27 protein-coding genes and 4 pseudogenes are annotated in these 26956 nt (G+C 67.6%); 14 read left to right on the top strand and 17 right to left on the bottom strand.

Annotated features, from left to right (window positions below):
• The first annotated feature begins 57 nt into the window (after window positions 1-57).
• Window positions 58-1485, top strand: a complete 1428-nt coding sequence (locus tag KI385_RS43100; protein WP_238577422.1) for a cytochrome P450 — start codon at window positions 58-60, stop codon at window positions 1483-1485.
• 520 nt (window positions 1486-2005) lie between these two features.
• Window positions 2006-2722 (top strand): IS110 family transposase, encoded by a 717-nt coding sequence (locus KI385_RS43095; protein ID WP_425357123.1) that lies wholly within the window; start codon window positions 2006-2008, stop codon window positions 2720-2722.
• Window positions 2723-2877: 155 nt separating this feature from the next.
• Here KI385_RS43095 and KI385_RS43090 read toward each other — a convergent pair whose 3' ends face one another.
• From KI385_RS43090 to KI385_RS43070, 5 genes and pseudogenes are all read right to left on the bottom strand, one after another.
• Complete coding sequence (locus KI385_RS43090) at window positions 2878-3117, bottom strand: nitronate monooxygenase family protein (protein WP_238577420.1); 240 nt, start codon at window positions 3115-3117, stop codon at window positions 2878-2880.
• Window positions 3118-3188: 71 nt separating this feature from the next.
• Entirely contained in the window at window positions 3189-4031 is an 843-nt protein-coding gene (locus KI385_RS43085) for a transposase family protein (RefSeq protein ID WP_238577419.1), read from the bottom strand.
• 7 nt (window positions 4032-4038) lie between these two features.
• Complete coding sequence (locus tag KI385_RS43080) at window positions 4039-4539, bottom strand: hypothetical protein (RefSeq protein WP_238577418.1); 501 nt, start codon at window positions 4537-4539, stop codon at window positions 4039-4041.
• A 108-nt stretch (window positions 4540-4647) separates the two neighbouring features.
• On the bottom strand, window positions 4648-5514 hold the full coding sequence (locus KI385_RS43075; protein WP_238577417.1) for a GNAT family N-acetyltransferase: 867 nt from the start codon (window positions 5512-5514) through the stop codon (window positions 4648-4650).
• Window positions 5515-5849: 335 nt separating this feature from the next.
• Window positions 5850-6608 (bottom strand): annotated as a pseudogene (locus KI385_RS43070) (nitronate monooxygenase).
• Window positions 6609-6783: 175 nt separating this feature from the next.
• On the opposite strand from KI385_RS43070, the pseudogene KI385_RS43065 reads away from it, so the two are divergent.
• Window positions 6784-7860: pseudogene (locus KI385_RS43065) on the top strand (IS630 family transposase).
• On the opposite strand, the gene KI385_RS43060 reads toward KI385_RS43065, so the two are convergent.
• Window positions 7857-8504: a class I SAM-dependent methyltransferase gene (locus tag KI385_RS43060; protein ID WP_238577416.1), complete on the bottom strand. Its 648-nt coding sequence runs from the start codon at window positions 8502-8504 to the stop codon at window positions 7857-7859. The pseudogene KI385_RS43065 and the gene KI385_RS43060 overlap by 4 nt on opposite strands.
• Window positions 8505-8554: 50 nt before the next feature.
• Here KI385_RS43060 and KI385_RS43055 point away from each other — a divergent pair, with 50 nt between their 5' ends.
• Window positions 8555-8851, top strand: a complete 297-nt coding sequence (locus tag KI385_RS43055; protein ID WP_238577415.1) for a hypothetical protein — start codon at window positions 8555-8557, stop codon at window positions 8849-8851.
• A 528-nt stretch (window positions 8852-9379) separates the two neighbouring features.
• Here the strand turns inward: KI385_RS43055 and KI385_RS43050 are convergent.
• Together KI385_RS43050 and KI385_RS43045 are read right to left on the bottom strand one after the other, a co-directional pair.
• Entirely contained in the window at window positions 9380-10108 is a 729-nt protein-coding gene (locus KI385_RS43050; protein ID WP_238577414.1) for an SDR family oxidoreductase, read from the bottom strand.
• Between the two features lie 306 nt (window positions 10109-10414).
• The gene (locus KI385_RS43045; protein WP_238577413.1) at window positions 10415-10870 is read right to left on the bottom strand and encodes an iron chaperone; all 456 of its coding nucleotides are present in this window, start codon (window positions 10868-10870) and stop codon (window positions 10415-10417) included.
• A gap of 162 nt (window positions 10871-11032) precedes the next feature.
• On the opposite strand from KI385_RS43045, the gene KI385_RS43040 reads away from it, so the two are divergent.
• A complete protein-coding gene (locus KI385_RS43040; RefSeq protein ID WP_238577412.1) occupies window positions 11033-11623 on the top strand; it encodes a TetR/AcrR family transcriptional regulator in 591 nt (196 codons plus the stop codon).
• Between the two features lie 1045 nt (window positions 11624-12668).
• Here KI385_RS43040 and KI385_RS43035 read toward each other — a convergent pair.
• Window positions 12669-13310 (bottom strand): TetR/AcrR family transcriptional regulator, encoded by a 642-nt coding sequence (locus KI385_RS43035; RefSeq protein ID WP_238577411.1) that lies wholly within the window; start codon window positions 13308-13310, stop codon window positions 12669-12671.
• 144 nt (window positions 13311-13454) lie between these two features.
• Here KI385_RS43035 and KI385_RS43030 point away from each other — a divergent pair, with 144 nt between their 5' ends.
• From KI385_RS43030 to KI385_RS43010, 5 genes and pseudogenes are all read left to right on the top strand, one after another.
• Window positions 13455-14006: a dihydrofolate reductase family protein gene (locus KI385_RS43030; RefSeq protein ID WP_238577410.1), complete on the top strand. Its 552-nt coding sequence runs from the start codon at window positions 13455-13457 to the stop codon at window positions 14004-14006.
• Window positions 14007-14076: 70 nt separating this feature from the next.
• The gene (locus tag KI385_RS43025) at window positions 14077-14646 is read left to right on the top strand and encodes a dihydrofolate reductase family protein (RefSeq protein ID WP_238577409.1); all 570 of its coding nucleotides are present in this window, start codon (window positions 14077-14079) and stop codon (window positions 14644-14646) included.
• Window positions 14647-14749: 103 nt separating this feature from the next.
• A complete protein-coding gene (locus KI385_RS43020; protein ID WP_238577408.1) occupies window positions 14750-14962 on the top strand; it encodes a DUF4287 domain-containing protein in 213 nt (70 codons plus the stop codon).
• A gap of 87 nt (window positions 14963-15049) precedes the next feature.
• Window positions 15050-15193: pseudogene (locus KI385_RS43015) on the top strand (transposase); the annotation flags it as partial.
• 1130 nt (window positions 15194-16323) lie between these two features.
• Window positions 16324-17019 (top strand): Rok-like winged helix domain-containing protein, encoded by a 696-nt coding sequence (locus tag KI385_RS43010; RefSeq protein WP_238577407.1) that lies wholly within the window; start codon window positions 16324-16326, stop codon window positions 17017-17019.
• 235 nt (window positions 17020-17254) lie between these two features.
• Here the strand turns inward: KI385_RS43010 and KI385_RS43005 are convergent, their stop codons facing one another.
• Window positions 17255-18151 carry a LysR family transcriptional regulator gene (locus tag KI385_RS43005; RefSeq protein ID WP_238577406.1) on the bottom strand — a complete coding sequence of 299 codons (897 nt, stop codon included), beginning with the start codon at window positions 18149-18151 and terminating at the stop codon, window positions 17255-17257.
• Window positions 18152-18306: 155 nt separating this feature from the next.
• Here KI385_RS43005 and KI385_RS43000 point away from each other — a divergent pair, with 155 nt between their 5' ends.
• Complete coding sequence (locus KI385_RS43000) at window positions 18307-19101, top strand: alpha/beta fold hydrolase (protein ID WP_238577405.1); 795 nt, start codon at window positions 18307-18309, stop codon at window positions 19099-19101.
• Between the two features lie 670 nt (window positions 19102-19771).
• On the opposite strand, the gene KI385_RS42995 is transcribed toward KI385_RS43000, so the two are convergent.
• Together KI385_RS42995 and KI385_RS42990 are read right to left on the bottom strand one after the other, a co-directional pair.
• Complete coding sequence (locus KI385_RS42995; RefSeq protein WP_238577404.1) at window positions 19772-19996, bottom strand: hypothetical protein; 225 nt, start codon at window positions 19994-19996, stop codon at window positions 19772-19774.
• A 116-nt stretch (window positions 19997-20112) separates the two neighbouring features.
• Window positions 20113-20544, bottom strand: a complete 432-nt coding sequence (locus tag KI385_RS42990) for an ester cyclase (RefSeq protein WP_238577403.1) — start codon at window positions 20542-20544, stop codon at window positions 20113-20115.
• 89 nt (window positions 20545-20633) lie between these two features.
• On the opposite strand from KI385_RS42990, the gene KI385_RS42985 reads away from it, so the two are divergent.
• Window positions 20634-21305: a TetR/AcrR family transcriptional regulator C-terminal domain-containing protein gene (locus tag KI385_RS42985; RefSeq protein ID WP_238577402.1), complete on the top strand. Its 672-nt coding sequence runs from the start codon at window positions 20634-20636 to the stop codon at window positions 21303-21305.
• A 4-nt stretch (window positions 21306-21309) separates the two neighbouring features.
• Here the strand turns inward: KI385_RS42985 and KI385_RS42980 are convergent, their stop codons facing one another.
• The 3 genes from KI385_RS42980 to KI385_RS42970 form a co-directional block, all read right to left on the bottom strand.
• Window positions 21310-21495: a hypothetical protein gene (locus KI385_RS42980; RefSeq protein ID WP_238577401.1), complete on the bottom strand. Its 186-nt coding sequence runs from the start codon at window positions 21493-21495 to the stop codon at window positions 21310-21312.
• A gap of 413 nt (window positions 21496-21908) precedes the next feature.
• On the bottom strand, window positions 21909-22571 hold the full coding sequence (locus KI385_RS42975) for a class I SAM-dependent DNA methyltransferase (RefSeq protein ID WP_238577400.1): 663 nt from the start codon (window positions 22569-22571) through the stop codon (window positions 21909-21911).
• 260 nt (window positions 22572-22831) lie between these two features.
• Window positions 22832-23425, bottom strand: coding sequence for a hypothetical protein (locus tag KI385_RS42970; RefSeq protein ID WP_238577399.1), 594 nt, complete (start codon window positions 23423-23425; stop codon window positions 22832-22834).
• A gap of 113 nt (window positions 23426-23538) precedes the next feature.
• Here KI385_RS42970 and KI385_RS42965 point away from each other — a divergent pair, with 113 nt between their 5' ends.
• Together KI385_RS42965 and KI385_RS44120 are read left to right on the top strand one after the other, a co-directional pair.
• Window positions 23539-24210: a transposase family protein gene (locus tag KI385_RS42965; protein ID WP_281066968.1), complete on the top strand. Its 672-nt coding sequence runs from the start codon at window positions 23539-23541 to the stop codon at window positions 24208-24210.
• Window positions 24116-25225 (top strand): transposase, encoded by a 1110-nt coding sequence (locus tag KI385_RS44120; protein ID WP_281066967.1) that lies wholly within the window; start codon window positions 24116-24118, stop codon window positions 25223-25225. The genes KI385_RS42965 and KI385_RS44120 overlap by 95 nt, the downstream gene beginning before the upstream one ends.
• Window positions 25226-25230: 5 nt before the next feature.
• Here KI385_RS44120 and KI385_RS42955 read toward each other — a convergent pair whose 3' ends face one another.
• Together KI385_RS42955 and KI385_RS42950 are read right to left on the bottom strand one after the other, a co-directional pair.
• Entirely contained in the window at window positions 25231-25824 is a 594-nt protein-coding gene (locus KI385_RS42955) for a GNAT family N-acetyltransferase (RefSeq protein ID WP_238577398.1), read from the bottom strand.
• A 137-nt stretch (window positions 25825-25961) separates the two neighbouring features.
• Window positions 25962-26948 (bottom strand): annotated as a pseudogene (locus KI385_RS42950) (IS5 family transposase).
• Window positions 26949-26956: the final 8 nt, after the last annotated feature.

Genomic DNA, 26956 nt, shown 5'->3' with positions numbered 1-26956 from the left:
AAAGCCGCGGCGCCGCCTCGGCTGCCCGAGCGGACCCAAGGATCAGAGGAAACAAACATGAGCACACCCCACGCATGGGTCGGACTGCTTCCGCCGACCTTCGACCCGGACTACATCGAGCGCGCCGTGGTGCCCTACCTCTCGAGCAGCGAGTACGTGGGCGAACGGCCCGCACTCCCCATGATCGACCTCGCCCTGAGCAAGGAGAACGCGGCTCCGCCACACTTTTGGGGCATGCTCTACGACGGGTGGGCGCCCGACCCCAAGGAGGGCACCACGGTCTTCATCACGGGCTACGACCAGCGAGTACCGGACAACGAGCGCAAGAAGATCTACGCCTCGGCGACCACGCCCGACCTCTGCGCAGCCAAGTACGCCCCCAAGGTCCACGGCTTCCTCGCCCGGCTCTTCGCCGAGACCAACGCCGGCAAGCCGCTGATGCACGAGTACTACCAGAATTACTTCGACCTCTACTGGGACCTCCACCTCGGCGTCACCGGCGAGGCCATCCCGCCCGAGGTGCGGTCGATCGGCGCCGGCTTCACCGCCGTCCTCGGCCACTGGTATCCCACCGAGGACATCGTGCGGGAGAACATCATGCGAGTGCGCGAACTGCGTCCGCGGCTCAAGGAGTGGATCGACCGCCGGGTGCAGGCAGTGATCGACGGCGACGTCCACGACCCGGAGGGCACCTTCGTCCACTACTGGCTCAAGAACGGCCAAGGGGGCGAGCACTTCCGCCGCGAGGACATCGTCTTCGAGTGCTTCCACAACTTCCTGGCGTTCAGCCAGTGGGGCAACATGATCTACCGCACCATGGCCCTGCTGGACGCGGGCCACGGTGACAAGGCCGTCAGGTCGTGGTTCGAGCGGACGATGACGAACAGCCCGGACACGGCGGACGGCGGCGCGTTCACCCCACTCGACCGCTACGTGATGGAGCTCTTCCGCACGGTTTCACCGAACGGAGGCAGCCTGTCGACCGTGAGCACCGAACGTGGTGCCGAGCCTCGCTTGGGCAGCGTTCTCACCCTGCACGCCTCGGCGAGCCGAGACCCCCGGCACTGGCGCAACCCGGAGGAGTTCGATCCCGACAGGTACCGGGCAGCGCCGACGAGTGCCGACAACGCGGAGACGAGAAGCCGCCAAGCCGGGCTTACGCGCTGTCCTTTCCCACCCGCACCGTTCACCGTCATGGACGGTCGCCGGGCCGACGTGACCAACAGCGCTTTCGGAGCCGTCTACGCAGTGGTCGACGGCACCGCATACCCGGTTTGCGACACGGCCGGTTATGCGCCGTTCGGATTCGGCTACCGGCGATGCGGCGGAGAGCAACTGACCACGGAGTTCGTCAAGGAGTTCCTGCGAACGGTGTGGAGTCGCGGGATCGAATTCACCACGCTCGACCTTGAGCATCCCGAGAAGCTGCCCGTTTCGCCGCGCACAGTCATCGACGACAACATCGGCTTCCGGCAGGGTCCGTGAGAACCACAGCTTGAGGCGCGGATTCCCCGGAGTCTGCAACGGCGTATCCGCGCACCTGTGAAAAAGGTCGCGGTCGATGAGCCATACGGCCGGCTGTGTGCGCGGGTTTGCGCCATCGGCCTGCGCCACGGCCGGCAAGAAGGGACTGTCCGCGCCGGTGAACCAACCGACAGGCGATCGAGCCGTGTTGCCGGAGTCGTCTGGCCGGTCGCATGGCAGGCAGACACACGGGGGCAGGGCCGACCACAAGGCCATCGCAGCCCTCGGCTCGGGTTGCTGTCCCCATTACCTTCTTGGTGGCCCCGCAATGGGGCGCCCGGCCTCCGGAGTTGGCATGACTTTCTCCCCCTGTCGAACGCATGGCCTGCGGGGCGGTGTCACCGGCTCCGGAGGCATCGACAGACCGCTGATCAGGGGCATGACCATCGGCCTTTCCTCAGGTCGGGAGGCTCTTCGTCATGTGGATGTGGCGATCGGTGCCGTGGGACGGCCGGGCGGGAACGACCAGAGGACGCACGCGATCGACAGCGAGATCGGCGCCTTCCTCGGCCTGGACGTCGGCAAGGGTGAACACCACGCCACCGCCGTCACCCCGGCCGGGAAGAAAGCCTTCGACAAGCGGCTGCCCAACAGCGAACCCAAGCTCCGCGAGGTCTTCGCCAAGCTGAAGGCCAAACACGGGACCGTGCTGGTGGTCGTGGACCAGCCCGCTTCCATCGGTGCACTGCCGCTGGCGGTGGCAAGGGACATGGGCTGCAAGGTCGCCTATCTGCCTGGGCTGACGATGCGGCGGATCGCCGACCGCTATCCCGGTGAGGCCAAGACCGACGCCCGCGACGCGTTCATCATCGCCGACGCCGCCCGCTCGATGCCGCATACTCTGCGGGCCGTCGCGCTTGCCGACGAGGCGGTCGCCGAGCTGGAGATGATCGCGGGCTTCGACGACGACCTGGCTGGCGAAACCACCCGGATCAGCAACCGGCCCCGCAATTCCCGGATCGTCGATCCGGAACTGCCCTCCCGGAGAGGAAACAAGCAGCTCAAACGGGCCTTCTTCCTCTCGGCCTTCGCCGCCCTGGCCGACCCGGTCTCCCGGGCCTACTACGACAAGAAGATCGCTCAAGGAAAGCACCACACCCAGGCTCTACTCTGCCTCGCCAGACGACGAGCCGACGTGCTCTTCGCGATGCTCCGCGACAGCACCTTCTACGACCCCCAACCCGCCCCCATGGGTTGACGAAACCCATAGGGGCCCCGCATTGTCCCCTCCTCAAACCGGGCAGGGGTCGCAGTGACCTGTCCGGCTGCCTCGTGATTGGTGTCCGGTCGCAGCAACTGGCGGCTTCATCGATCCCGGCTCGCGGCTGCGGCAGAGGCTGGCGGGCGTTGCGGTCAGTGCCTTCCCGCTCGGGTCAGCGCGTCCTCGGCCTGCGTGGCCAGGGCGGCGACGAGGTCGGCTGCGGGTCGCCGGTCGGTGATGAGGTCGACCGCTTCGCCGGCCCAAACCGGTAGCGGCGGCACGTCGCCTCGTGCCACGTCGTCCTGGTAGGCCCGCTGAGCCTGGGGGTCGGCGGCGAGTTCCGCTTCCCGGCCCCGCCATTGAGCAGTGTGCATCGTGAAGTCGCAGGTCACGGGTCTGGCGTGAGTCGTCTTCGGGATTCTCGGGCTGGTCGTGGGCGGATGCCTCTCGCGAAGATCATCGGTCAGCGGGCGATTTCGCGGTTGGTCAGCACCAGCAGGGCCCTGACCAGGGCGGTCGCCGACTTCGGGTCGGTGCGGAGCTTGGTGAGGACACGCCAGTTCTTCAGGTGGGCGAAGCCGTGCTCGACCGGGGCGCGGACTGCGGCCAGCACGGTGTTCGACAGCTTCTGGCCGGGGGTCAGGGGCCGGTTGCGGGCGGCCTTGTAGCCGGTGATCACGGCCGGGTCGGCGTCCGGGTCGTCGTTGTTGTCGAGGCCGATGAAGACCAGGTCGGCGATGGCGCCGAGGCCGGTCCCGCGCAGATGGGCGGTGAGGTGGTCGTGTCGGCAGGCGGTGATCTCCGAGGTGCGTCCGGGCCGGGCCGCGGAGACCCAGAGCAGCCGGCCACGATCGTCGGTGAGTGCGGTCACGAGTAGTCCGTGGCATTTGCTCTTACCGGAGTAGTTCTTCCGGTTCGCGTCTCCGGTGCGGCGTCGGGTGCGAATCAGCGAGCCGTCCAGCAGTACGATGCCGCCGCCCGTTCCGGCGATCTTCTTGAGCGCGCGGTCCAGGCGCGGGGCGCGGGCGGCCAGCAGGTTGACGACCTCGCGCACCCACCGGCTCACGGTGATGCGGTGGATGCCGTTGCCGCCGGCCAGGTCGCCGGGCCGCTGGTCACAGCGCAGCACCGCCAGCACGATTCCGGCGATCTTCCCGGCGGGCAGCGCCCGCCACGGCGAGCGGATCTTCTTGCAGTGGCCGCGGATCAGATCGGCGAGATAGTTCAAGGTGGCGCTCGACAGCGGCAGGCGGGCGGTGTAAACAAGGCCGTCAGGGCCCGCGACGGTTTCGTTGTGTTTCTTCACACCAAACTCAACTGCCGCCGGGGGCCCACCGGTTACGCCCACCAGCTCTTCGAGTCCGGCGATTAGGGGCGCACGGTGAACTTGCCGTCACCCGCTTGTGCAGCCAGCCGCGATCGGCCAGCTTGGTCAACTTCCCGCGCAGCGGCTCCAGCTTGCCCCGCACCCCGGTGTCCAGACCCAACGCCTCACCGACGGCCCGGGTGGCGACCGGCCCGCTGGCCTGCCGCACCGCGGCCAGGATGCGCTGGTAGTCCGCCGGCAGCGCGGACTCGGCCACCCCTGACGCCCGGTCCGGGACCAGCCGCACCGCCCGACCCGCCACCTGCACCACCGGCGACCCGGCCGTGGCCCGCTCGTCAGCGAGCTGCTCGCTCATCCGCTGCCACACTCGCACCGCCACGGCCAGCTCGTCCCGCACCTCGGACAGCTGCTTGACCAGCTCCTCTTCGAGTTCATCCAGCTCCGCGCGGCGCGCGGTGATCCGCTCATGCACCTCGGGGTCCACCATACGCCGGAGCGTACGAGCGCAACCCGCGACGGCGGAGGAGAAACCGGAAACCCGAACCTGCCAGACGATCTACGCCCCAGACTGCCGCCTTACCGAGCAGCCCCGGCGTCAGGCCGTCCGGATCCGGTCCCGCACCTCCGGCCGCACCTCGAACCCGGCCGCCTTGTACGTGGCGACGCCGCCGACATTGGAACTCGGCGTGCACACACGTACGCTCGACGAGCCCATCTCCCGCAGCGCGGCTGCCCCGGCCACGGTGATCGCCCGGCCGTAGCCGCGACCACGGTGGTCCTCGTGGACGCCCATCGGCTCAACTAGCCCCGGCTTCCCCGGGCCGGCCGACCACACCGTCACCACCGCCGCCACGCTGCCCTGGTCGTCATAGGCGCCCAGGCAGCGGGCGTCGGCGTAGAACGGTCCCGCCGACATCGCGTGCCAGTACTCGCGCGTAGGCCGCGAGGTGTTGAACGCCGACCGCAGGACGTCTGCGAAGTCCTGCGCCTGCTCCGGGCCGATCGACTTGACCCGCACGCCGGGGTCCTCCACCGGCTCGGTGAGGTCGCGGAAGAGCGGCGTCCACGGCTCGTCGACGCCCCAGCCCTCCTTGCTCAGCAGGTCGTGGAGCAGCAGGCCCAGCGGGGCCTCGATGGACACCGTTCCTTCCGGCAGCACGCCGCGCTCAGGCAGCGAGAAGTCCTCGACGAGCCGCCGCGCCAAGTCCTCATCCTGGAAAGCGTCCGGAGCGACCGTCATCCGCACCAGCGTCGGCAAGTCGAGCATCCCGACCGCGAGAATCCGCCCGTCCCGACTCCAGGTCCGGACCACCGCGGCCGTCTCGGCCGTTCCGAACCGGTAGTTCCAGCCAATGTCCCCGGAATGCAACTGCATCGGCGCTTCGTCGTACTGCCACTCCCGCAGCGCGGCCATGGCGTCGCGTACCCCGTCGACAGTCGGCGTACCCAGCACAATCGTCATAGCCGGGATCAGACACTCCACCCCGAAGGTCCGCAACCGATTAACCGGGCCGGCCGCTGCTCCCGCAGCGGCCCGACCAAGAGCTTCTGCTCCCGCAATAGCCCAGCAGCTTCGGTGCCCCCCCGTTCCGCGCGGCGCGCGGTGATCCGCTCATGCACCTCGGGGTCCACCATGCGCCGGAGCGTACGAGCGCAACCCGAGACGGCGGGCGAGAAATCGCAAAACCCGCACCTGCCAGACGATCTACACCTCAGACTGCCGCCCACGACCAGCACGAGTACGCCGAAGACAAGTCACGCCAGACCCGTGACCAGCACCTTCACGATGCACACCGCTCATTGGTCAAGGTAGCGATGGCCCAGGGTGCGCGCGGTGTACTGGGCAGGCCACCGTGAGCTGCGGGCGATGTCCAGGACGCGGTTGCGCTCGGTGTCCTGCCCGCGTCCCTCGACGATCGCGGTGGCGATCGACGGGTGGACCAGGGCTTCGGCCGTGGCCTGGAAGCGGGTGCCGATGGCCGCCCCCGCGGCCCCCAGGGCCAGGGCCGCGGCCACCCCGCGGCCGTCGGCGATGCCGCCGGCCGCCAGCACCGGCACGGGCGCCGCAAGGTCCACCACGACCGGCACGAACGGCAAGGTGGACCGTCCGTGTCGGGCGCCGTGTCCACCGCTCTCGGTCCCCTGGGCCACGATGACGTCGGCGCCCAGGTCCACCGCCTGCCTGGCCTCCTCCAGGCCGGTGACCTGAATGATCAGTGCGGCGCCTGCCTGGCGGATGCGCTCGGCGAAAGGGCTCGGATCCCCGAAGGACAACATCACCGCCCGGGGTCTGTGCTCCAGCACCCGCTCGACCGCTCCGGCATCGATCGCCCAGGTCTGAAAGCCAACACCCCAGGGATCCACGGTCTCTTACGCCACGATGGGCAGCTCGCGGGCCAGCCACTCTGGATCCCCGTTCCCCGCCCCGAGCATCCCGAGCCCGCCGCCGCACGAGACGGCCGCCGCCAGCGCGCCACCGGCCGACCCCCCCATCGGCGCCAGCGCGATCGGATGCCGCACACCGAACAACTTCGTGAACTCCGTCGACAAGGCCATAACCGCCATCATGCCCCCCTGCCGGCACGCAGGGTCATCCCCTAGAACCTCGCCACACAGATCACTCGCTGTCGCATTCGCGGCCAGACACCTCCCCGCTAAGAGGGCATCCGATCTAGTGTCCTGAGTCGGGAATTCGCTGCGTAACTTGTTCTCAGGTCGGCATCATGGGTGGATGGCGAGGACGGGACGGCCGAAGGCCGAGCTGGTGCTGACCGACGATGAGCGTGAGACCTTGACCCGCTGGGCCAGGCGCCGGACTTCCTCCCAGGCCCTGGCCCTGCGGTGCCGGATCGTGCTGGAGAGCGCGGCTGGGGCGACGAACAAGGATGTCGCCGCCCGTCTAGGCATTGAGGCGCACACGGTGAGCCGGTGGCGGGGCCGGTTCGTAGCGACCGTCTGGAAGGCCTGGCCGACGAACCGCGCCCGGGCGGCCCCCGCACGGTAACGGACGAGCAGGTCGAAGAGGTCGTCGTACGGACCCTGGAGACCACTCCCAAGGGTGCAACCCACTGGTCGACACGGGAGATGGCCCGGCAAACAGGCTTGTCGCAGTCGACCGTCTCGCGGATCTGGCGGACGTTCAGGCTCAAGCCACACTTGGTGGAAACCTTCAAGCTGTCGAAGAACCCGCAGTTCCTCGAGAAGGTCCGGGACCAGGTGGGGCTGTATCTCGCCCCGCCCGACCGGGCGTTGGTGCTGTGTGTAGATGAGAAGACGCGGATCCAGGCACTGGACCGGTCCGCACCGGTGTTACCAATGATGCCCGGTATGCCCGAACGTCGCAGTCACGACTACATGCGCGGCGGGGTTACCACCCTGTTCGCCGCCCTGAACACCGCGACCGGCGAAGTGATCGGGCAGCTGCACCGCCGACACCGGACAGTGGAGTTCAAGAAGTTCCTGGTCCGGATCGACAAGGAGGTTCCCGCCGGCCTCGAAGTGCACCTGATCTGCGACAACGCCTCCACACACAAGACGCCGGCGATCCAGAAATGGCTGCTGGCCTCTGCATTTCACACCCACCAGCTCATCCTGGCTGAACCAGGTCGAGCGGTGGTTCGGTCTGCTGACCGACAAGCAGATACGGCGAGGCATCCACAAGAACGCCCAGACCCTGGAGCGGGACATCCGCAACTGGATCAAGACGTGGAACGAGGACCCAAAACCCTTCGTCTGGACGAAGACCGCAGACGAGACCCTTGAACGCCTCGCCGGATATCTGAACTGCATTCCCGACTCAGGACACTAGGCTTTGCGGGCGAGCAGTTGAATCTCCTGGAACTGCCGCCGGTCGGTGGGCTGAGGCTCGCGAACCATCCGGGCCACCTCGGCCAACCCGGACTTACGTAGCATCGCGGCGAGGTGATCAGGCCACCACCGATAGGCCGGCGCGACTGCGTGATCGAAGACCTGCGTCGGGTGAGACGGATCATCGCTTGCCGAAAAGCCGACCAGAAGGTGGCCGCCAGGCGCCAGCACACGGTGGAACTCCGCCAGGATGACGGGGAGTTCCTGCGGCGGCGTGTGGATGATGGACCAACGTGAGAGTACGCCGCCCAGCACGCCGTCAGCGATGTTCAACGCGGTCATCGAGCCCACGTCGAACCGCAGGCCCGGACGGGCCTGTCGAGCCAACTTGATCATCGCAGGAGAGGCATCAACACCAAACGCCGTCAGCCCCAGCTCGTCCAGATAAGCGGTGATATGGCCAGGACCACACCCCAGGTCCGCAACCTGGCCGTCCCCACTCGCACTTACGACCTCGGCGAAGGCACCCAAGATCGCGCGGTCCAGGGGACTGTCACGCAGCGAGTCGCGGAACAGCTGCGCATAGGTGGAGGCAGCAGCGTCGTAAGCCTCGCGGGTGGCACTGAAGGCATCGTGTTCGACCATGCTCGCGACAGTAGTTCCTGGCCCCCGGCGAGCCGGGAGAATCACAATCTTTGCTCCCGCCCGTTCGCCCGGGCTATCGCTGGTTCAGAGAAGCCTGCGTCCGATGCTCACTCCTCCGGCCCGAGCCGTCCCAGCGAGATCGTCTGATCGAGATCCGAGACAACCTGCTCGATCGGATCACCGAAACTCAGCGCGAGGGCTGGCTCGGCGAGGTCGAGGGCCTCGAGATCAGCCTGGCCGGCGCCGAGGAGAAGCCGACTCAGCTCGATGCCGCTCTCAAGCCCTCAGCCATCCACCTGGGCCTGCCCACCTTCGGCCAGATCGCCGGACGCTCCAGCACCCCCTGATCGCCCCTCTCAGAACCTGGCAGACGGGCCGACCGGTTCGCTCTCTGAGCCCAGCGAAGCGGAGCGAACCGGTAGTTCGGAGAAGGGGCCACGAACATGGCCGTGGTCGTGCCAGTGGTCCCAGCGGGACGCGCGGCGGGGCTCCGGGCACAGCTGACACAAGTACAAGTAGCTGCCTGCCCGGGTGAGCCGGGGGAACGAGTCGTACTTCGTGCCGTGCAGACGACCTGCGTACTTCTGGTGTGACGTGGACGTGCAGTGGGGGCAGAGGGTGATCCAGCCGTCGCGGGTAGGTGCGCGCCATCCCCGGTGGTCGTCATTGGTCTTGCCGCAGCCAGAGCACTGGCGTGCCTTGTTGTCGACCGCGTCCTGGGCTGTCGCCCATCGGTCCAGGAGGTCGACGTAGGCGCGGGGAGCCAGCCACTTCGTTGTGCGGTTTGCCAACTACAGCGCTCCGGACATGGAGCACTGTCGGCTACTTGGATCGTCCGCGTCTGGCCGAACTGGAAGCCGGAGGGCGCGAGCGGTTCAGGAGAGCCAGTCGGCGTAGCGGGTGGGGGCGAGGTGGGCGTCCTTGTCGGTGAGGACGTCACCCTTGACGACGGCGAACATGCCGGCGGTGGGGTCGGTGACAACGGTGCGGCCGTCGGACTTGTGGGACAGGGTGAGCCGGCCCAGCTCGTCGAGGGAGAAGACCTCGGGTCCGGCGATGTTGCGAATGCCCCCCAGCGGGGCGCCCGCGGCGACTTCCGCCACAGCGTCGGCCACATCCTTGGAGGCGATCGGCTGGATCGGCGTGGCGGGCAGCCGGACGGTGTCGCTGTCGGCGGTCCAGGACAGGACCGCGTCGATGAATTCCATGAACTGCGTCGCGCGGACGATCGAGTAGGGGATCGGTCCGGCCGCGAGGATGTCCTCCTGGAGCGCCTTGGCCCGGTAGTAGTCCAGCTCAGGTACCTGGTCCACGCCGACGATCGAGAGAATAACGAAGTGCCGGACACCACCCTTATGGCCCGCGGCCAGAAGGTTGTCCATCGAGGCCCGGAAGAAGGCCAGGGAGGCTTCGTCGAAGGTCGGGGAGTTCGTCAGGTTAACGATCACGTCGGCCCCCGCCACCGCCTCGTCCAGCCCCTGGCCGCTGACGACGTCGACTCCGGTGGACTGTGAGTGCGGTACCGCCTCGTGCCCGGCGCTGTTCAGATTCTTGACGACCTGCGACCCGATCAGCCCGGTACCGCCCATGACCGCGAACTTCATGACATGCCTTTCGCCAGGAGATGCTCCGCAATATGGCACATGATCCCCATACAGGCGTTTGACATGAGGCCAGGGTCGTACATCCGGCCGACGTGTCGCTCAACCGACCAACTCCCGCACCCAGTGGCCCACTGAAGCGCTCGACCACAGTCACTGAGCGCACTGGTTGGCGGGATTCGCCACCTGCTGCGCTCAGCCTGGCGCCTCGACGCCGTCAGTGAAGACGCGCAGCAGATGCTGTACGAGTAGCGCCAGGCCGTCGAGCACGGAAGGATGCCGCAGGCCCGGCCCGATACCGGGCGCGCCTCAGCTCACAGCCTGCTTCACGAGCGCAGCGATCCGCGCCTCCGCATCGGCCGTCACCTCGGTCAGGGCGAAACCGGCTGCCCACATCGTGCCCTCGTCCAGCTTCGCCTGGTCGCTGAACCCGAGCGTTGCGTAGCGCGCGTTGAACTTCGCCGCGCTCTGGAAGAAGCAGACGACTTTGCCGTCCAGCGCGTAGGCGGGCATTCCGTACCAGAGCTTCGGTGCGAGGGCCGGGGCGCTGGCTGTGATGACGGCATGGACGCGCTCGGCCATGATCCGGTCCGAGTCCTGCATCTCGGCGATCTTCGCGAGCACGTCCCGCTCCGCCTCCGCCGCCTTGTCCGCGCGCGAGCTACGGCGGGCTGCCTTCTTGAGCTCTTGGGCGTGGTCCTTCATCGCGGCCCGTTCCTCGGCCGTGAACCCCTCGTGCGTGCTGCCGCTTTCGGTACTGCTCATGGCAGACCTCCCCTTGAGGATCCGATGTTCTGGATCTTGGGCGCGTGGGTGGCGACGTGCCACCACACCCAGCATCGGCACGTACTGTGCCGATCGGGTCTGAATACTGCGCGCAGCCCTCGGGATTGTCAACGGCACGCCTCGTGCCGATAGGGTGGCGGCATGACCGACACGCCCGCCACGCCGAGGCGCCGCGGCGCCGCGCGCACCGAAGAGCTGCTGCAGGTAACCCTCGATCTGGCTGCGGAGGTCGGTTACGCGGGCCTGAGCATCGAGGCGGTCGCCAGACGGGCCGGGGTCGGAAAGCACACGATCTACCGGCGCTGGTCGTCCATGGCGGCGCTGCTGCTCGACGCGCTCAGCCGTGTGTGGGCCAGCGACCTGGACTACCGCGACACCGGGGACGTCCGCGCGGATCTGCGCGAACAGTTCCTACGCTCAGGCCTCGCCCTCTCCAGCCCGCCGATCGGCCCCGTCTACCGCGCAGTCATCGCCGAGGCGCAGTCCGATTCCGCGCTGCGGGCGACCCTGCACGAACGATTCCTGGTCACCGTCGAGCAGCGCACCCTCGACCGGATCACCCGCGCCCAGCGCACCGGCGAACTGGTCGCGGAGGCAAACCTGGAATTCGCCGCCGAGGTGCTGTGCGGCACTCTGTACTACCGCAGCCTGCTGTCAACCCGCCCCATCGACGAGGACGCGGTCGACGGACTGCTGGACATGTTCATGGCCGCGTATGGAACCACCGACTAGGACTCGACCGCGGACGCCGGATCCACTCTCCCCGGCGCCCCGCCGGCAGTGGCAAAGAGGCACAGACACCGAGGCATCGACCACTGCCCGCTTCCCGCAACAGGATGAGCGATTCGAGGACCGTGCAGGTCACCTCCACGCGAAGCCTCCCAGGTCATCGCCCACCAACAGCCCAGCCGCTGCCCGCCTCCAGGCGGAAGGCAGGGACACGCCCAGGTCACCCCCGGCCCGATGCCCTGCCCTCTCCGCCAACCAGCACGCTCAGTCCCGCCAGCTAGGGCACCCAGTCACCAGTCGACGTGTGACCGAGCGTTCGAGTTGGCCGCTCTGAGCATCACAGGTGGCCGCAGGGTGGCGAGCTATCCGCCGTATCGCGGTCCAGCTGCCTTGGCGTCCACCGGTGTGACGTAGTCGCGCATCCGGACGCTGTAGCACGCGTGATGGCCGACGAGCGTCAAAGTGCTCCCCGCCCTGCTCGGGCGGGGCGCCGGCAGCGGCACGTGCAGTGCGTTTGGAGCGGTCCTGTCAACTGACCGGCGGTTTTTGCTGTCTGCCGAGCTCCGCTCGGGGTGTGACGTTTTTTGATCCTGTGACGCACTACCGAGTGAGTCCCACTGGGCACCGCTGTTCTTGATACCCGCACGAAATACCCGCACAAAGCCAAGGGGGCGCTATGGGTAGAGAGTTCTGGCGGACGATCCAGATGGCTATTGAGAAGGACAACTGGACGGCCCGCCTTGTCGTGGTGCTCTGCACGACAGGAGCCGCAGTGTTCGGCGCCTACACGATCGGCGCCGCCAGGTAACCAGGATCGGCGGCCGAGCGGTAGGTACCGCTCGGCCGTCCCGCGCGTAGAAGCGCCCCCCGAGGAACCAGGGGGCGCTTCTACGGCCTTGTGATGACCCCGGAGCGATAAGCCTCCCCGTACGCCGCGAGACGCCCAGGTGCTCCACCACGGCCCGCGTGGAGCCCTTCTCGCGCGCGAGAAGGGCGTGTCCGGTGGATCAGGGGATGCCTGATGGGTCTTACCGGGCTTGATCCGGAGTCAGATACCGCGTTCGATCATGTCGATGACGTGCTGGCCGGCGTCGTGAGCCTGGGTGGGGTGGAGGCCGCGCAGGGGGCCCTCGATGATGAGGACGGCGAGGCCGTGGACGGCTGACCAGGCAAGGAACTCGGCTCCCGGGCGCCGGTCTTCGGGCAGGATGCCCGTCTCCACGAGGCCGTCGAGAGCGGCGCCGAGGAGTTCGAAGGGGGTCTTACCGCCGGCTCCTGCGGCGTCGGCGTCCGCGGCGTGGGTCATGTCGCCGGGGACGTGGAAGGCGATGCGGAACAGGCCGGGCTCTTCCTGGGCGAAGCGCAGGTAGCCGGTGCCGACGGCGCGGAAGCGGGCCCGGGCGGCAACCTTGTCATCCGCGGCAGGGGGCAGGGCGGCCTGTTCGGCCTCCATGGTGCGGGCGATCTGGGCCATCGCGGCCTGGGAGACGGCGTGCAGGAGGGCGCCGCGGTCGGCGAAGTGACGGTAGGCGGCATTGGGCACGACGCCCGCATGGCGGGTGGCGGCGCGCAGCACCACGGCCTCCGGCCCGCCCTCGCGGGCGAGTTCGACGCCAGCCTTGATCAGGGCGTTGCGAAGGTCGCCGTGACGGTAGGTGTTCCGCTTCGGCTTGCCGGTGTCCGGGGCCATCACCAACTCCAATGTGGACAGTATCCACTTTGATCGCTTAGGCTGCTGCAAGATCGATCGGGGGCGCGGGCCACGCCGCCTTCCGAATGTGGACATCGTACACAAGGGCACTTCCGTGCCCGCCATCAACGGGGGAGTCACCTCATGCGCAAGGTCATCGCGTCCGTATACATCACGCTCGACGGCGTCATCGACAACCCGGCCTGGTCGGCCCCGTTCTTCAACGACGAAGCGGCCAAGTTCGCCCAGACGCAGCTTTTCGCCGCCGATGCCCTCCTGCTGGGCCGCGTCACCTACCAGGGCTTCGTCCAGGCATGGCCGTCGATGGCCGACGAGGACGGCTTCGCCGAGAAGATGAACAGCATGCCCAAGTACGTCGCCACCACCACCCTCGACACCCCCGAGTGGAACGCCACCTTCCTCACCGGCGACGTCCCGGCGGCGGTGACCGAGCTGAAGCAGCAGGACGGCGGCGACCTGCTCGTCTACGGCAGCGGCGACCTGCTCAACACGCTCCTGGAACACGACCTCGTCGACGAGCTCCGGCTCTGGACCCACCCGGTCATCGAGGGCACCGGCAAGCGCCTGTTCAGCGAGACCTCGCCGAAGAAGACCCTCCAGCTGGTCAGCACCACCACCTTCAGCACCGGCGCCCAGGTCCTCGCCTACGCACCCGCCGCCCCGGCAGGCCAGTAACCGCCCGCCCCGCAGATATCAGACGGTCAGCCGTCCAGCGGAACCGCTACGAGGGAACTCGGAGAACGCCATGGGTAAGATCACCCACTTTGTGCATCAGTCACTGGACGGCTACATCGAAGGCTCCAACGGCGAGTTCGACTGGCCCGTCATGGACCCCGAGCTCTCCGCCTACTCCCACGCCCTCACCGACAGTGCCGACATCTTCCTCTACGGGCGCAATGTGTGGGACATGATGTCCGGCTTCTGGCCCCGTGCCGAGGAGTTCTCCACCCACGAGCACGACCTTGCGTTTGCACCTGTGTGGCGGAAGGCGCCCAAGGTGGTCGTGTCCTCGACATTGGGCGAAGCCGACTGGAACACCCGTGTGATCAAGACGGACGTCGTCGAAGAGCTCACCGCCCTCAAGCAGAGCGGCGCCCATCTCCTGCTGTTCGGCGGCTCGACACTCGCCGGGTTCCTCACCGAGCACGGCCTGATCGACGAGTACCAGATCTTCATCCACCCCGTCGTCCTGGGCGGCGGCAAGCCCGTCTTCCGCACTCCTCAGCAGCGGATCAACCTCAGCCTCGTCGAATCCCGCACCTTCGACTCCCAGGTTGTCCTCCTCCGCCACCAGTTGGCCGCACAGCCGTCCTGACCCCTCCCGCAGCCGCCGGGGCCACCCGCACCCAGCGGCACAACAGCACGCCGCGGCGAAGCTCCAGCCCGCGACCGACACACAGAGAAAGACGGAAACCGCCATGGCCGACACCGCAAAGGGCCCTGCCAGCTACTTCCCTTCCATCGAGAAAAAGCACGGCCGCCCGATAGCGGACTGGAAGGACCTCATCTCCTCCTCGCCCCTGACCAAGCACATGGAACTCGTCACCTGGCTCAAGACCGAACACGGCCTGGGACACGGCCACGCCAACGCCCTCGTGGCGCACACCCTTGCCGAGGGCACAGGCAAGTGAACCGCCCCTCGCCCCAGCGGCACTTCGACGGAGATCGTCTGATCGGCTAAGGCATGTCTCCTTGATGGTTTGCTCAGTTGATCGGATGTGCCTGTCCGGTCAGTGATCACTGATGCGATGTGGGACCGGATCGCGCCGCTGATGCCGGCCGATCCAGTCCGTGGCAGGCGGTGGGCCGACCACCACCGAACCCTGGAGGCCATCGCGTGGAAGTACCGCACCTGCTCGCCTTGACGGGACCTGCCCGAAGAGCTCGGATCGTTCCAGACCGCTCGCAAGCGGCTGATCAGATAAGCCAACGACGGCACCCGGGAGCGGATGTGAAGGATCGGGGCGCCACATCGTGCAGGGCCTTCACTTTCGTTGCGCCAGGTGGCGTTGGAGACTGAGGTGACGGAACTGGTAGACAGCCCCGACCTGCCGCAGCACCCCTCGGCGCTCGTGTGCGTCGGCAAGGATTCCCATCAGCCGCCAGGGTGCTCGTCCCAGCACCGCCAGCGCAAAGCGCACCACCTCGAATCTCCACCACGCGGACAAGCCGCACCCGGCCACGAGGCCGCCCACCAGCGCCATCAATCGGGATCCCGACACCAAGTCCAGGGCCGAGCCCGGACCCTCCAGGGACCCGAAGACCGATCACGAGTCCGACACCAACCCCGCTGACCAGTCCAAGTGAAAGCACGACGATCCGGAAAGTACGGCGGCCTGAGCCCCCCAATGGACGCTGACGCTCATCGTCACCACGCTCAGCGACAGCTGGGGGTACTGGGTACAACGCACATGGCACCACAGGCAAGACCGTGTGGGCTCGCCTGCCCGCCACCAAGCAACACAGCCCGTAGTGCCCACCAAGACATCCACTCGCTCAGCTGAGGAGTCGGCCTAATGCCTACTGCACGCGCAGAAGTAGCCTCAGTGAGAGGTGAAATCAGCGCATTCGGCAGACCAGGGCTGGCCAAGGCTGACTCTGCGGCCGTGAGGGCACTCGGAAATCAGATGACGATCGCAGGTTTGCCTGCTCGAGGTCATTCCGCAGATGCCTGTCGGACTCGGCAGTGAGTATGCCCGCAATGCTGGCAGGGCCGGCGAGAGCCGAAGAATCTTCAGTGGTGACAGGCATCAGCGCCCGACCTCAGGCACTGCACACGTGCGCTGACTTCGCCTGATGCGTCTGCCACTCGTCGATCGTCAACACGCACGGGCGAAACTTGAGCGACCGCCGCCGCATGCATTACGCGCTGCCAGCACCAGTCGGGCAGTGCGATGCCGATGGGCTGCGCCGCCTTCTCCCCTGCCTCGCGGCTGGAGGCGCGGTACGGTGAATGGCGATCACGCTCATCGCTGTGAGGTTAGGAAAGCGCATGACTGACTCCCTTCTCCACCAGACCATCGAAAACCTCGAAAGCACACTGCCTGAACTCGAGGAACAGGAAAGGCGGTTGCGCGGCCAGCTCGAAGACGTGGTCCAGCGCGTTACTTCCGCCCGCCACGCCCTGGAGCACCTGCGCGTCCTGACCGGCACCGCTGCTCCTGCCCCACAGTCCGCACCTCTCGCCGCGGTCACAACGGACCCGTCACCTGCGGAGCCTGCACCTCTGGAAGCGGCAGGTGACAGCGCCGGCCAGGACTCCCCCAGGCCCGAGATCCCCGCCGCTCCTGAGACACTCGTTGCACCAGAACGTGCGGCGTCTGCTGTGCCACAGCCGCGTGCCGCAGCATCTTCGCGCGCCAAGGCCAGCCCCGCCAAGAAGCGCACTGGTAAGAAGACTGCGGCGAAGAAGACTGCGGCGCCCGCAAAGCCGAAGGCGAAGAAGGTGGCTTCGAAACGAGCCGCTACCGCCCAGCCGGCCGCCAAGGGCACCGGAAGCCTCATCGATGCCGCACTGGATGTGCTCAAGAATTCCAGCGTGCCGATGCGCGCCCACGAGATCAACACGGCGCTGGGGCGGGAGGCCACGCCAGGACAGATCGAATCTGTCCGCAACACCCTCGACCGTGTGGCCAAGCAACAGAAGCTGGTGACCCGTCCCGGACGGGGCACCTACGCGGCGGTCTGACGCCACCCAGCCGCGGTGATGGTGGGGCTTCGTCCTTGAGGGACGTGGCCCCACCCACCCGTGGCAGTGATCAGGCCCACGGGGCTCCGCCCTGGGCCGAGGTCAGGACACCGCTGGTTGAGTGCTCTCCACGCAGGCGGAGGTGAACCGAATACGGCGGTGACCACCCCGCCGGACCTTGGGTGCTCTCCACGCAGGCGGAGGTGAACCGGGCAGGCAAACGGCGAGCCAGGCCCTACGCCCGGGCTCCCTCGACGGCCTCGTAGCAGGCTTCGATCAGGGCACGCAGCGCGGCCCGGGGCGGACCGTTCCGCACCGCAAGGTAGGTCTGCATGACGGGCGCCGGGTCGCTCAGGGAGCAGAACACCACGCCGGGAACGGGGAGCTGATCGGCGTGCGGGGCGTAGAAGACCGTCCAGGACGGTTTGCCGTAGCCGATGGCGGCGAGGGTGTCCTGGTCGTTGGTGAACTCCGGGCCCAGGACGGGCGTGTAGCCGGCGGCCCGGCAGGAGTGCATCACCAGGTCGTGGAGTGCGGGGTTGCGGGAGCGGGGGGAGAGCCGCAGCGGTAGTTCCGCGAGCCGGGCCAGTTCGACGGTCCCCCGCGCGGCAAGCTCGTGGCCCGCGGGCAGCGCCGCCATCAGCGCGTCCTGCCACAGCGGCAGGAACTCCAGCCCAGGGTCGGTCCGTTCACCGCGCAGCAGGGCGGCGTCCAGGTCACCGGCCCGCACCTGCGCCAGACGTTCCTCGGTACTGCTGGTGACGAGTTCCAACTGGGCGTGGCCGGTATGTCGGGTGAACGCGGTGAGTACGGCGTCCAGCCAGGCACCCAGCCCGGAGCTGGTGCCCAGGCGCACCGTCGCGGCCTGTTCGGAGCGCAGTTCGTCGATGGCCTCCCGGGCGCGTGCCTGGAGGGCGAGCATCTGCCTGGCGTACGGGAGGAGCCGGTTGCCGGCCTCGGTGAGCCGGACGACGCGGGTGGAGCGGGCGAACAGCTCGGTACCCAGTTCGCGTTCGAGCCGGCGGAGCTGCTGGCTGACCGCGGACTGCACGATGTGCAACCGCTCGGCGGCGCGGCCGAAGTGCAGTTCCTCCGCCACGGTGAGGAAGTAGCGCAGCTGACGCAGCTCCATGGCCCCTGGACCCCCTGTCCGCCGTGACCAGCATTGATCACCGTTCGCGATCAGTGTAGGCGCGGATCGCTCATTGGCCGGCGGAGGTGATCGCGGTTGGCTGGGGACATCACGAACCGCGCGGCCCGCAAGGGCCCACGAGGCAGAGGAGAACCATGCCCAGCCTGGACGTCAACGACACCACGCTTCACTACGAGGACGAGGGGGCCGGCCCGGCGCTGCTGTTCCTGCACGGCTGGGGCACCAGTGGCCGGACCTGGGGCGCCCAGCTGCCCGATTTCACCCGGGACCACCGGGTCGTCACCGTCGACTGGCGGGGCTGCGGGCGGTCGGCCCGCCCCGTCCGGGGCAACACCACCGCCGGGGTGGTCAGCGACCTGGTGGCGCTGATCGGCGCGCTGCGGCTGGACCGGCCGGTGGTCATCGGCTCGTCGATCGGTGGGTCCTTCGCCACTGAACTGGGGGTGCGGCGACCCGAGTTGATCGCAGGCGTGGTTCCGGTGGGCGCGCCGGGGTACTGGCCGTCGACGCAGGCTCAGGCTCAGGCGGAGCTCGTGGCCGATCTGCGCCGCGACCGGGCCGGTACGGTCGCCGGCTGGGTGCCGGGGTGGTACGCGCCGGGCACCGCGCCCGCGCTCATCGACTGGACGGTCCGCCAGATCCTGGACTCCGGCGTCTACATCGACGAGCACCAGGCCACCGCCGACGGCTACGACCCGCGCCCGACGCTGCCCGGGCTGCAGGTGCCGATCCACTACATCCACGGTGAGCTGGACACCGCGATCCCCCTGGAGGTGGCCCGGACCTGCGCCGCCCTTACGCCCGGCGCCTCGGTCAGCGTGATCGCCGGCGCCGGCCATATGCCACACCAGGAGCTCCCCGACCGGTTCAACACCGCCCTGCGCGCCGCGCTCACCCGGATCGCCCCGGACGCCCACGCCACCGCGTAACCACATCAAGGTCAAGAATCTGCAGCGCAATCCGCACGGCGCTGCATGTGCCGGGCGGTGACGTATGGTCGGTCGCCGTCTCCGGGGTAGTACCGCAACGGTGTTTGTGCTGATGGCTGGGCAGTTCTATGGGCTGTGTCCGCGTCGTGTGTAGTGACTGATGCGGGCCTGGTGTTGTCGCTTTCGGCGCCGGTGTGACCAGTGCGGGATGTGGTCGACGGGGGTGGGTTGTCGGTCGGTGAGGCGGGTGATCAGGCCTCTGACCTGAGCGAGGCCGAGGACGGCGCGGGCAGGCTCTCGGCCGGTTCCCACTATCGCGCGCGCACCAGCACGCGGCCGGTGCCCGTACAGACCCGCCACCGCTGCCCGCCGGGTCAAAAGGGGGGCGAGGGCGGCGGTGCGGCGGTTGGACTGGGAGCGATAACGGCGTTATCGCCAGGCGTCTGGGCAACTGCTGCCGGCGCGCGGACTGCCTGTCCGTGCGTCCGACGGTTTACGAGGTATTGAGGTACTACTCCCCCAGCATTCTTGGAGTCCGTGAGTCGTGGCCTTCTTCAGCGTCAGCCAGGCGGCAGTCACAGAGCGGCCACCTCGTTGTCAGCGAACGTATCTGCCTCGTCGGAGTCGCCTTCCCAAGCTCTATGCGCTTCCACTACGCGCTTGTCCCGTCTCAAAGGATCTGGTCGGCCAAGAGCGCCGCGACCTGCGGCGACCAGATCAGTTGAGACAGCGGGTTACGGGAAATCTCAGTGATCTGGTCCCGGAAGGATGGACGGCGGGTGCCGTCTCGGTTGGCCTGGTCCGGTTCCGCCGTTTCGAACTGATGCCACGCCTGGGCGGTCAGCCACGCCTGGCAGTCCCTGGGGGCCCCGGCGTCGACCGCTGCGACGGGCATGCCGCCAGCCACGCAATGGGGCACCGCCTGTGGCTGCCGTGCAGCCCTTCTTCGACGTGCGAGAGCGACCGGACGGCCTCCCGGCCGCCCTGCGGTGCGTTGGATTCCACGGCCGCTCAGTCAGCGGTCGGCCAAGGCCAGCCGAGTTGGAGGAACATGCCGAGGCGGTCGCTGACGGCGCGGATCTCCGAGATCTTGCCGTCGTTGACGGTGAACCACCAGATCTGCTCGACCTCGCAGGAGCGGTTGGTGGGCTCGGGCATCCGGGGGTGGTAGCCGGTATGGGTGCCGGTGACGGTCAGTCGGGCGACGACGGTGTCGCCCTCGGCGACCAGGGCGTCGGGGCGCATCACGCCTTCACCGAAGGCGTCGAGCTGCTGACGGAAGCCGTCGAAGGCCGCGCCGGGCTCGTCCGGCTCGCCAAAAATGATCTCGTTGTGGTCGATCACGTCGAGCGCCATGTAGTGCGGCAGATCGTTGAGTCGCCGCTCGTTGACTGCCCGGAAGAAGCCCGCGACGACCTGCTTGTTCGCTGTCGGTGTCAGCATTGAATCCACCAAAACTTACTTTGTAAGATACCTTTCGCTCAAGGTAGACTTACGGCGTAAAAAAAGCAAGAGCGGTCGGAGGAGCCACGGTGGGAAAGCGGACGCGCGGTGAACGGGCGGGCCTGTCCCGGACGCGGGTACTGGACGCTGCGCTGGCCCTGGTGGACCGGGAGGGGGTCGGTGCGTTGACGATGCGTCGCCTGGGTGCCGAGCTGGACGTGGAGGCGATGACGCTCTATCACTACGTGCCCAGCAAGGACGCCCTGCTGGACGGCCTGGTGGAGCGGCTGTTCGCCCAGGCGCTGCCCTTCGCCGGCGAGAACGCGGATGCGGACGCAGGCGCGGGGAGCGCCGACTGGCGCGCAATGCTTCGGACGTACGCCGTATCGCTGCGCCAAGCGCTGCTGCGCCACCCGGGTGTGCTCCCCTTCGCGGCGAGCCGCCCAGCGGTGACCCCGGCAACGCTCGACGCGGTGGAACGCGGTTTGACGGTCCTGGCGGCGTCCGGATTTCCGCTGGGGGCGGCGGTGCACGCCCTCAACACACTCTCGCTCTTCGTCGTCGGCCACACCGCCGCCGAAGCCGCGCAGGTCCCCCAGGCCGGCTCCCCCGGCTCCCCCGCCTGGCTGGCCGAGCTGGACGCAGCCCGCTATCCGCTACTCATCGAGGCAGCCCGCAGCGGCGCGGGGGCAGACGACGCCGAGCGATTCGACTTCGCTGTCAACGCGCTGGTCAACGGCTTTGGCGCCGTACTCGACTAGGTACTCAGCCGGCCATCGCGTTCGCGACGGCCCGCGCGAAGCCGTCGGGGGCCACCAGGCCGGCCGCGCCCTCCGGCTCACCGCCGATCGCCGGGACCCTCGCCGCGACGTCGCCACCGGCTGCGCCCGAGACCAACGCGAACGCGAGGCGACTGCGGCGAATGAGCCGGCGACGGAGGTAACTGGGCACGCAGCACCTGTACGACTGGCTGGCCTCCTGGGTAGGCGCCAACTCACCGCTCCACGTGCAACTCGACCCGGTCACGTGGAGATCCATCACCCTGCAACTCTCGGTCGCGCGCATCTACGAGTAGCCCTCGACGGACCAAATCAACTGAGACAGCGAGCGAATCGGACCAGATCGACTGAGACGGGACACGTGTCATGGGCCATGCGGGAGGATCGGCAGGGCAGCGCCGTGTCATCGAGCCTGGCGAGGGTCAACTCTCTGATCTGGGGTTTGTCAGTCTCGTTGGTACTGACCGCGCGCCTTTCTCGCCGAACTTGGCTGTTTCGGCAGGGCAGCGCTCTGACTTGGGGTGGAGTTGCCTCAGGCGACTGAGACGCCGGGTGTTTGTCCGTCTCACTCACCTGAGCTTTCTGTCACGACTTCTTGGGCTTGTGCGCGAGGAAGAAGGCTTGCTGACCTTGTCGGTGTTTCTCGCTCTCGTCGGGTTCGCGAATCATCTGGGCGTCCATGACCAGGCCAGCCTTGCTTATCAGGTTGGCGACGTGATCAGGAGACATCCAGTAGACATCCAGTGATAGCTCGTGGCCGTAGGCCTGGTCTAGGTGCCGACGCTGGTCCCCGACCTTGAACGCCAGGAGCATGTGGCTGCCTGGGGCCAGCGCCCGGTGACACTCCGCGAACACGGTCGGCAGCAGCTCCGGTGGGGTGTGGACGGTTGAGTACCAGGCGACGATGCCGCCGAGAACGTCGTCCTCCAGGTCCAGAGCAGTCATCGACCCCTCCTCGAACCGAAGGCCCGGGTGAGTCCGCCGGGCAACGGCAATCATCTCGGGTGACAGGTCGATGCCGAACACGTTCACGCCAAGAGAATGGAGGTGGGCCGTGATACGGCCAGGACCGCAGCCGAGGTCAGCGACCGGTCCGATGCCCGGTGCCTGGACGAGTTCGGAGAACGCGGCGAGCATCGCACGGTCCAGCGGTTTGGCGTTCAGTTCGTCGCGGAGGAGTCTCTCGTAGTCGACGGCAACGGTGTCGTAGGCGGTTCGAGTGGCGTGCAGGTAGGTCGCTTCGGTCATGGTCCATGACCGTAACCCCCGTGCCTCAACACCGGGCCCGAGATCGCGTCAGACGTGCGACTGGACGCCTCACGAAGAACGAGACTGCCTCGACCTCGCAGCGACGGTCCCTATTCCGCGTCTCTGAATATCCGAACCTGCCGATACTGCTGGAGCACGTCGGCTCCAAGCGCTTCGCGGAGCTGAAGGCGGCTGGGATGAACGGCATGTACTTGACCGATCTTCTCTGCACCAACGGCACGAGCCGAAGGCGGCCGTTTCTATGTGGTGGGCGTGGCCGCATGGCGCTGAACCTCCAGGACGACCGCCGTCCCGGCCACGGATCGGTCCTCGTGCATGGTGATCACTCGGCCGGGCTGAAGGTGCTGCCACTGCGAGGGGTCAAGAGGGGCGAGTCGCACCGAGGCTCGTCCGCCGGGCTCCAAGAAGGGCGTGAACTCCACCCAGAGCCGGGCGATGTTGAGAGCCGGTTCGCCGGTCGGGGTTCGATTCCCGATGCTCCACATCGGTCGCAGGACGCCAGCACCGCCGATGGGCGTCTGCCGTCGGGCTTCGGCGGCCGGGCGGAGGGTGAGGTCGGCTCGGATGATGCCGTTGCGGGTCTCGTAGCAGCGCCAATGGCACCAGGCCGCACTCTTCTCCAGCCGCATCTGTTCGGCGGCGGTGGCCAGGGTTTCCCAGAAGCTGAGCGGAAGCGGTTGGACGTCACCGAGTTCTTCCAGCAGCCCGAGGGCCACTTCCCACTCGTCCTGGGTGAGGTACTCCCAGACGTCGTTCACCGTAATGTCGTTCTCGGTGGCGCTCGCCTCGGGGACCAACAGGGAAGCGGTTTCCAGCAGCTTGGGGACGTCCATGCCCTGATTCTGGACCAGGTTCTGGCCTTATCGACGACTCACGGGATCAGGCACAAATTCCGTGAGGACGATCAGCGGGGCGTGGTCTCGGTGACGTAGCGTCATCTGGGAGCGTGGTGCAGTGTGATGTGCTCTTCGGCGACCTGTTTCCGCACCTCAGCGAGTTGCTGGTGGAGCGCGTGTTCTTCGAGTGCGGAGTGCTTCGCATGGTGGCGAGAACTCGGGAGGCCGGGGTGGCTTGCCCCGGGTGTGCGGTGGTGTCCAACCGGGCGCACAGCAGGTACGGAAGACGCCTTGCCGATACGCCGGTCGGGGATCGGCTGGTGCGGATCGAGCTGACGGTGCGGCGGCTTTACTGCGAGAACGTTCGTTGTTCGCGGCGGACGTTCTCGGAGCAGGTCGAGGGCCTGACCGTTCGCTACGGCCGCCGCACGCCTGCGGCCCGGCGGGTTCTGGAGACTGTCGCCGTCGCGCTCGCTGGCAGGGCCGGAAGCCGTCTTGCCGCTGTCCTGCACACACGGGTGAGCCGGACGACACTATTGCGGGCGGTTATGGCTCTGCCCGACGCCGCCTGGACCGTTCCGAAGGGCCTGGGCGTCGATGATTTCGCCACCCGTCGCGGACAGCACTACGGCACCGTGCTCATCGACTGCGAGACCGGCCAGCCCATTGACCTTCTTCCCAGCCGCGATGCTGCAACCCTGGCTGGCTGGCTGGCTGGCTGGCTGGCTGGCTGGCTGGCTGGCTGGCTGGCTGGCTGGCTGGCTGGCTGGCTGGCTGCGTAAGCATCCCGGCTCCGAGATCATCTGCCGTGACCGGGCCGGTTCTTACGCCGACGGCGCCCGCACCGGTGCTCCGAACGCGGTCCAGGTTGCCGATCGCTTCCACCTCTGGCAGAACCTCGGCACCGCCGTCGAACGCAGCGTGCGCCGCCACAGCAACTGCCTCAAGACAACAGCCGGCAGGGCTGATGGCCTGCCGAACGATGCCGTCGCCGACCACGCAGATGCCGAGAAAGGAATGTCGCCGATCGAGGTCCGTATCCGCGAACGCCACGCGACCGTCCATGCTCTGCTGGCCCAGGGGCACGGCATCCGTGAGATCGCCAGGGAACTGCACTTGGGCGGCAATACCGTCCGCAGAACCGCCCGCGCCGCGGCCCTCGAAGAGCTGCTGAGCGGACGGCACCAGCACCGGTCCAGCCACCTCGACCCCTACAAGCCCCACCTGGACAAACGCTGGGCCGAAGGAGTCACCAACGCGCTCCACCTACACGCCGAGCTCCAGAACCTCGGCTACCGCGGCAGCTACCAGACGATCAGCAACTACCTGCGTCCCAGGCGCCGCCGCATCCGCGTTGTCGCCCCCGCACCACCGGGCGTCCGGCAGGTCACCGGCTGGATGATGCGGCATCCCGAGCACCTGGGCGACGAAGAACGCCGGCAGTTCACCACCGACCTCGCTCAGTGCCCAGAACTGACCGCCCTCCATGGGCACGTCCGCACATTCGCCGAGATCCTCACAACACGCTCCGGCCAGCACCTCAAAGACTGGATAACCGCCACCCGCGACGAGGATCTGCCCGGACTCCACACGTTCGCCACCGGCCTGGGGAAGGACTGGGACGCCGTTGTCCAGGGCCTCACCACCTGCTGGAACTCCGGTCCGGTGGAAGGACGGGTCAGCCACATCAAGATGATCAAACGCCAGATGTTCGGACGAGCCAAACTCTCCCTCCTCCGCAAGCGTGTCCTACTCACCGCCCGCCGACCGTCGACACAGCCAGTAGCCAACAGATAGGACCATTAATGAAGTTGCTCATGTGTGCCGAGGATGTCTACCGCGAACCGGCGGCAGACGTGCACCCGGGCGAACTGCTCTCGCATCACCTGTTCGTCTCTGAGGTTGGCGTGGCGGAAGGCCGTCATCGGCCGTAGCCCCGTCCGTCGTTCGCCGATCGCCCGGTCCGGCTCTCCGGCATCGGTGTAATAGTTCGCGTAGACGTGGAGGTAGTGCTCGCTCTCGGTGAAGCCCATCGCCCGATACCAGCGGAGCGTGTCCGGATCGTCCCTTGTCCAGGCGTCTAGCGTCGGCACGCCCAGCGCGCTGACGCGGGCGAGCGCCTCGGCGAGCAGAAGGCGGCCGATGCCCTGGTGCTGGTGGTCAGGGTGGACGGCGACGGTGTCGATGGTCGCCAGCTGGCCCTTGACGGTGATGTCGATGATCCCAGTGACTGTCCCGCATTTATCGCCGGCGACCAGCCCGAAGCCGGGAGCGAGGATCTCGGGCCTGGCCTTCAGGACATCGTCGAAGTAGGCGCTGCCCAAGAAGGAGAGCACCCGGCAGCGCAGCCAGGAAGTCTCGTCCGCAGGGCGGTACTCACGTATGACGTGGTTCAAAACGGTGATCCTCAATGTGCGTGGCGAAGTCCGGACGGTGGCGGTCGCGACATTGAGAGATCACAGCGGGGATTCTGCCCACTGTCCTGCTCGCCGACAATCAGATTTGCTGATCACTCGGGCGGTCCCAGATGACGCTACGTCACCGAGACCAGACCCCCGCTGATCGTCCTCACGGAATTTGTGCCTGATCCCCATCCTCGTAACCAAAGCCACCGCCAGTGCTCTCCGCGCAGGCGGAGGTGAACCGGATCCGCTCGAGTGCCTGCTGCGCGACAGCCCGCGCTCTCCGCCCGTGTTGACGGCCCGCTCGACGGTGTTGCGCTTCTTGTAGCGGTCCTTGTCAAAGCCGGGCGGTCGTCCGCCTCGTGATCCTTTGGGCAGGCGGGCGGCCTGACTGTCGGCCTTCTCCGGGATAATGTGACGGATGCCCCGTTGTCGCAGGTATTGACAGCAAGGCCCGTTGCTGTAGGTTTTGTCCGCCGCGACACTGTCCGGCTTCTTGCGGGGCCTGCCCGTTCCGAGGCGGGGAACCCTGATCTTCTCCAGTACCGGCACGAACTGAGTGCAGTCCGCCCGCTGTCCTGCAGTGACGATCAGAGACAGCGGGCGGCAGAGGCCGTCGGCACTCAGGTGGATCTTGCTGGTGAGGCCGCCGCGCGAGCGGCCCATGCCCTCATCTCGTTCACCACCACCGCCAGACCGCGCCACGGCCTCTCGACCTGGTGTTCTGTCGCATCGTCCCCTTTTGGCCCGGCGTGCCTCGGCGGCGGGTCGGTGCGGGCGCCGGCCGCGTGCTGGTGGGCGCGCACGATGGTGGAGTCCACCGATACGTCCCAGTCGATCTCGCCCACCGCGTCGGCCATGGCCTGCACTTGATGCAACAAGCGTTCTCAGGTGCCGTCCGCCGACCACAACCGGTGCCGCTCGAAAATCGTCTTCCAGGGCCCGAACCGCTCGGGCAGATCACGCCATTTCACACCGGTTCGCACCCAGCGGAGGATCCCGTCGATCACCTGCCGATGATCTCGCCAACACCCGCACCTCCCGTTGCTCACCGGCAGGAGCGGCCCCAGCCGTTCCCACTCGGCATCCATGAGATCGCCACGTCCCCGCCGTCCCATAGGGGCAT

Source organism: Streptomyces inhibens (assembly GCF_022221585.1).
GTDB lineage: Bacteria > Actinomycetota > Actinomycetes > Streptomycetales > Streptomycetaceae > Streptomyces > Streptomyces inhibens.
This window is presented reverse-complemented; position numbering and strand designations above follow the sequence as displayed.

What these genes read in the sequence shown, in the direction of transcription:
- KI385_RS43100 (WP_238577422.1), top strand. Translation starts at nt 58, where the DNA reads ATGAGCACACCCCACGCATGGGTCGGACTGCTTCCGCCGACCTTCGAC.
- KI385_RS43080 (WP_238577418.1), bottom strand. Translation starts at nt 4,539, where the DNA reads ATGGTGGACCCCGAGGTGCATGAGCGGATCACCGCGCGCCGCGCGGAG.
- KI385_RS43075 (WP_238577417.1), bottom strand. Translation starts at nt 5,514, where the DNA reads ATGACGATTGTGCTGGGTACGCCGACTGTCGACGGGGTACGCGACGCC.
- KI385_RS43060 (WP_238577416.1), bottom strand. Translation starts at nt 8,504, where the DNA reads ATGGTCGAACACGATGCCTTCAGTGCCACCCGCGAGGCTTACGACGCT.
- KI385_RS43050 (WP_238577414.1), bottom strand. Translation starts at nt 10,108, where the DNA reads ATGAAGTTCGCGGTCATGGGCGGTACCGGGCTGATCGGGTCGCAGGTC.
- KI385_RS43045 (WP_238577413.1), bottom strand. Translation starts at nt 10,870, where the DNA reads ATGAGCAGTACCGAAAGCGGCAGCACGCACGAGGGGTTCACGGCCGAG.
- KI385_RS43040 (WP_238577412.1), top strand. Translation starts at nt 11,033, where the DNA reads ATGACCGACACGCCCGCCACGCCGAGGCGCCGCGGCGCCGCGCGCACC.
- KI385_RS43035 (WP_238577411.1), bottom strand. Translation starts at nt 13,310, where the DNA reads ATGGCCCCGGACACCGGCAAGCCGAAGCGGAACACCTACCGTCACGGC.
- KI385_RS43030 (WP_238577410.1), top strand. Translation starts at nt 13,455, where the DNA reads ATGCGCAAGGTCATCGCGTCCGTATACATCACGCTCGACGGCGTCATC.
- KI385_RS43025 (WP_238577409.1), top strand. Translation starts at nt 14,077, where the DNA reads ATGGGTAAGATCACCCACTTTGTGCATCAGTCACTGGACGGCTACATC.
- KI385_RS43020 (WP_238577408.1), top strand. Translation starts at nt 14,750, where the DNA reads ATGGCCGACACCGCAAAGGGCCCTGCCAGCTACTTCCCTTCCATCGAG.
- KI385_RS43010 (WP_238577407.1), top strand. Translation starts at nt 16,324, where the DNA reads ATGACTGACTCCCTTCTCCACCAGACCATCGAAAACCTCGAAAGCACA.
- KI385_RS43005 (WP_238577406.1), bottom strand. Translation starts at nt 18,151, where the DNA reads ATGGAGCTGCGTCAGCTGCGCTACTTCCTCACCGTGGCGGAGGAACTG.
- KI385_RS43000 (WP_238577405.1), top strand. Translation starts at nt 18,307, where the DNA reads ATGCCCAGCCTGGACGTCAACGACACCACGCTTCACTACGAGGACGAG.
- KI385_RS42995 (WP_238577404.1), bottom strand. Translation starts at nt 19,996, where the DNA reads ATGCCCGTCGCAGCGGTCGACGCCGGGGCCCCCAGGGACTGCCAGGCG.
- KI385_RS42990 (WP_238577403.1), bottom strand. Translation starts at nt 20,544, where the DNA reads ATGCTGACACCGACAGCGAACAAGCAGGTCGTCGCGGGCTTCTTCCGG.
- KI385_RS42975 (WP_238577400.1), bottom strand. Translation starts at nt 22,571, where the DNA reads ATGACCGAAGCGACCTACCTGCACGCCACTCGAACCGCCTACGACACC.
- KI385_RS42970 (WP_238577399.1), bottom strand. Translation starts at nt 23,425, where the DNA reads ATGGACGTCCCCAAGCTGCTGGAAACCGCTTCCCTGTTGGTCCCCGAG.
- KI385_RS44120 (WP_281066967.1), top strand. Translation starts at nt 24,116, where the DNA reads ATGCTGCAACCCTGGCTGGCTGGCTGGCTGGCTGGCTGGCTGGCTGGC.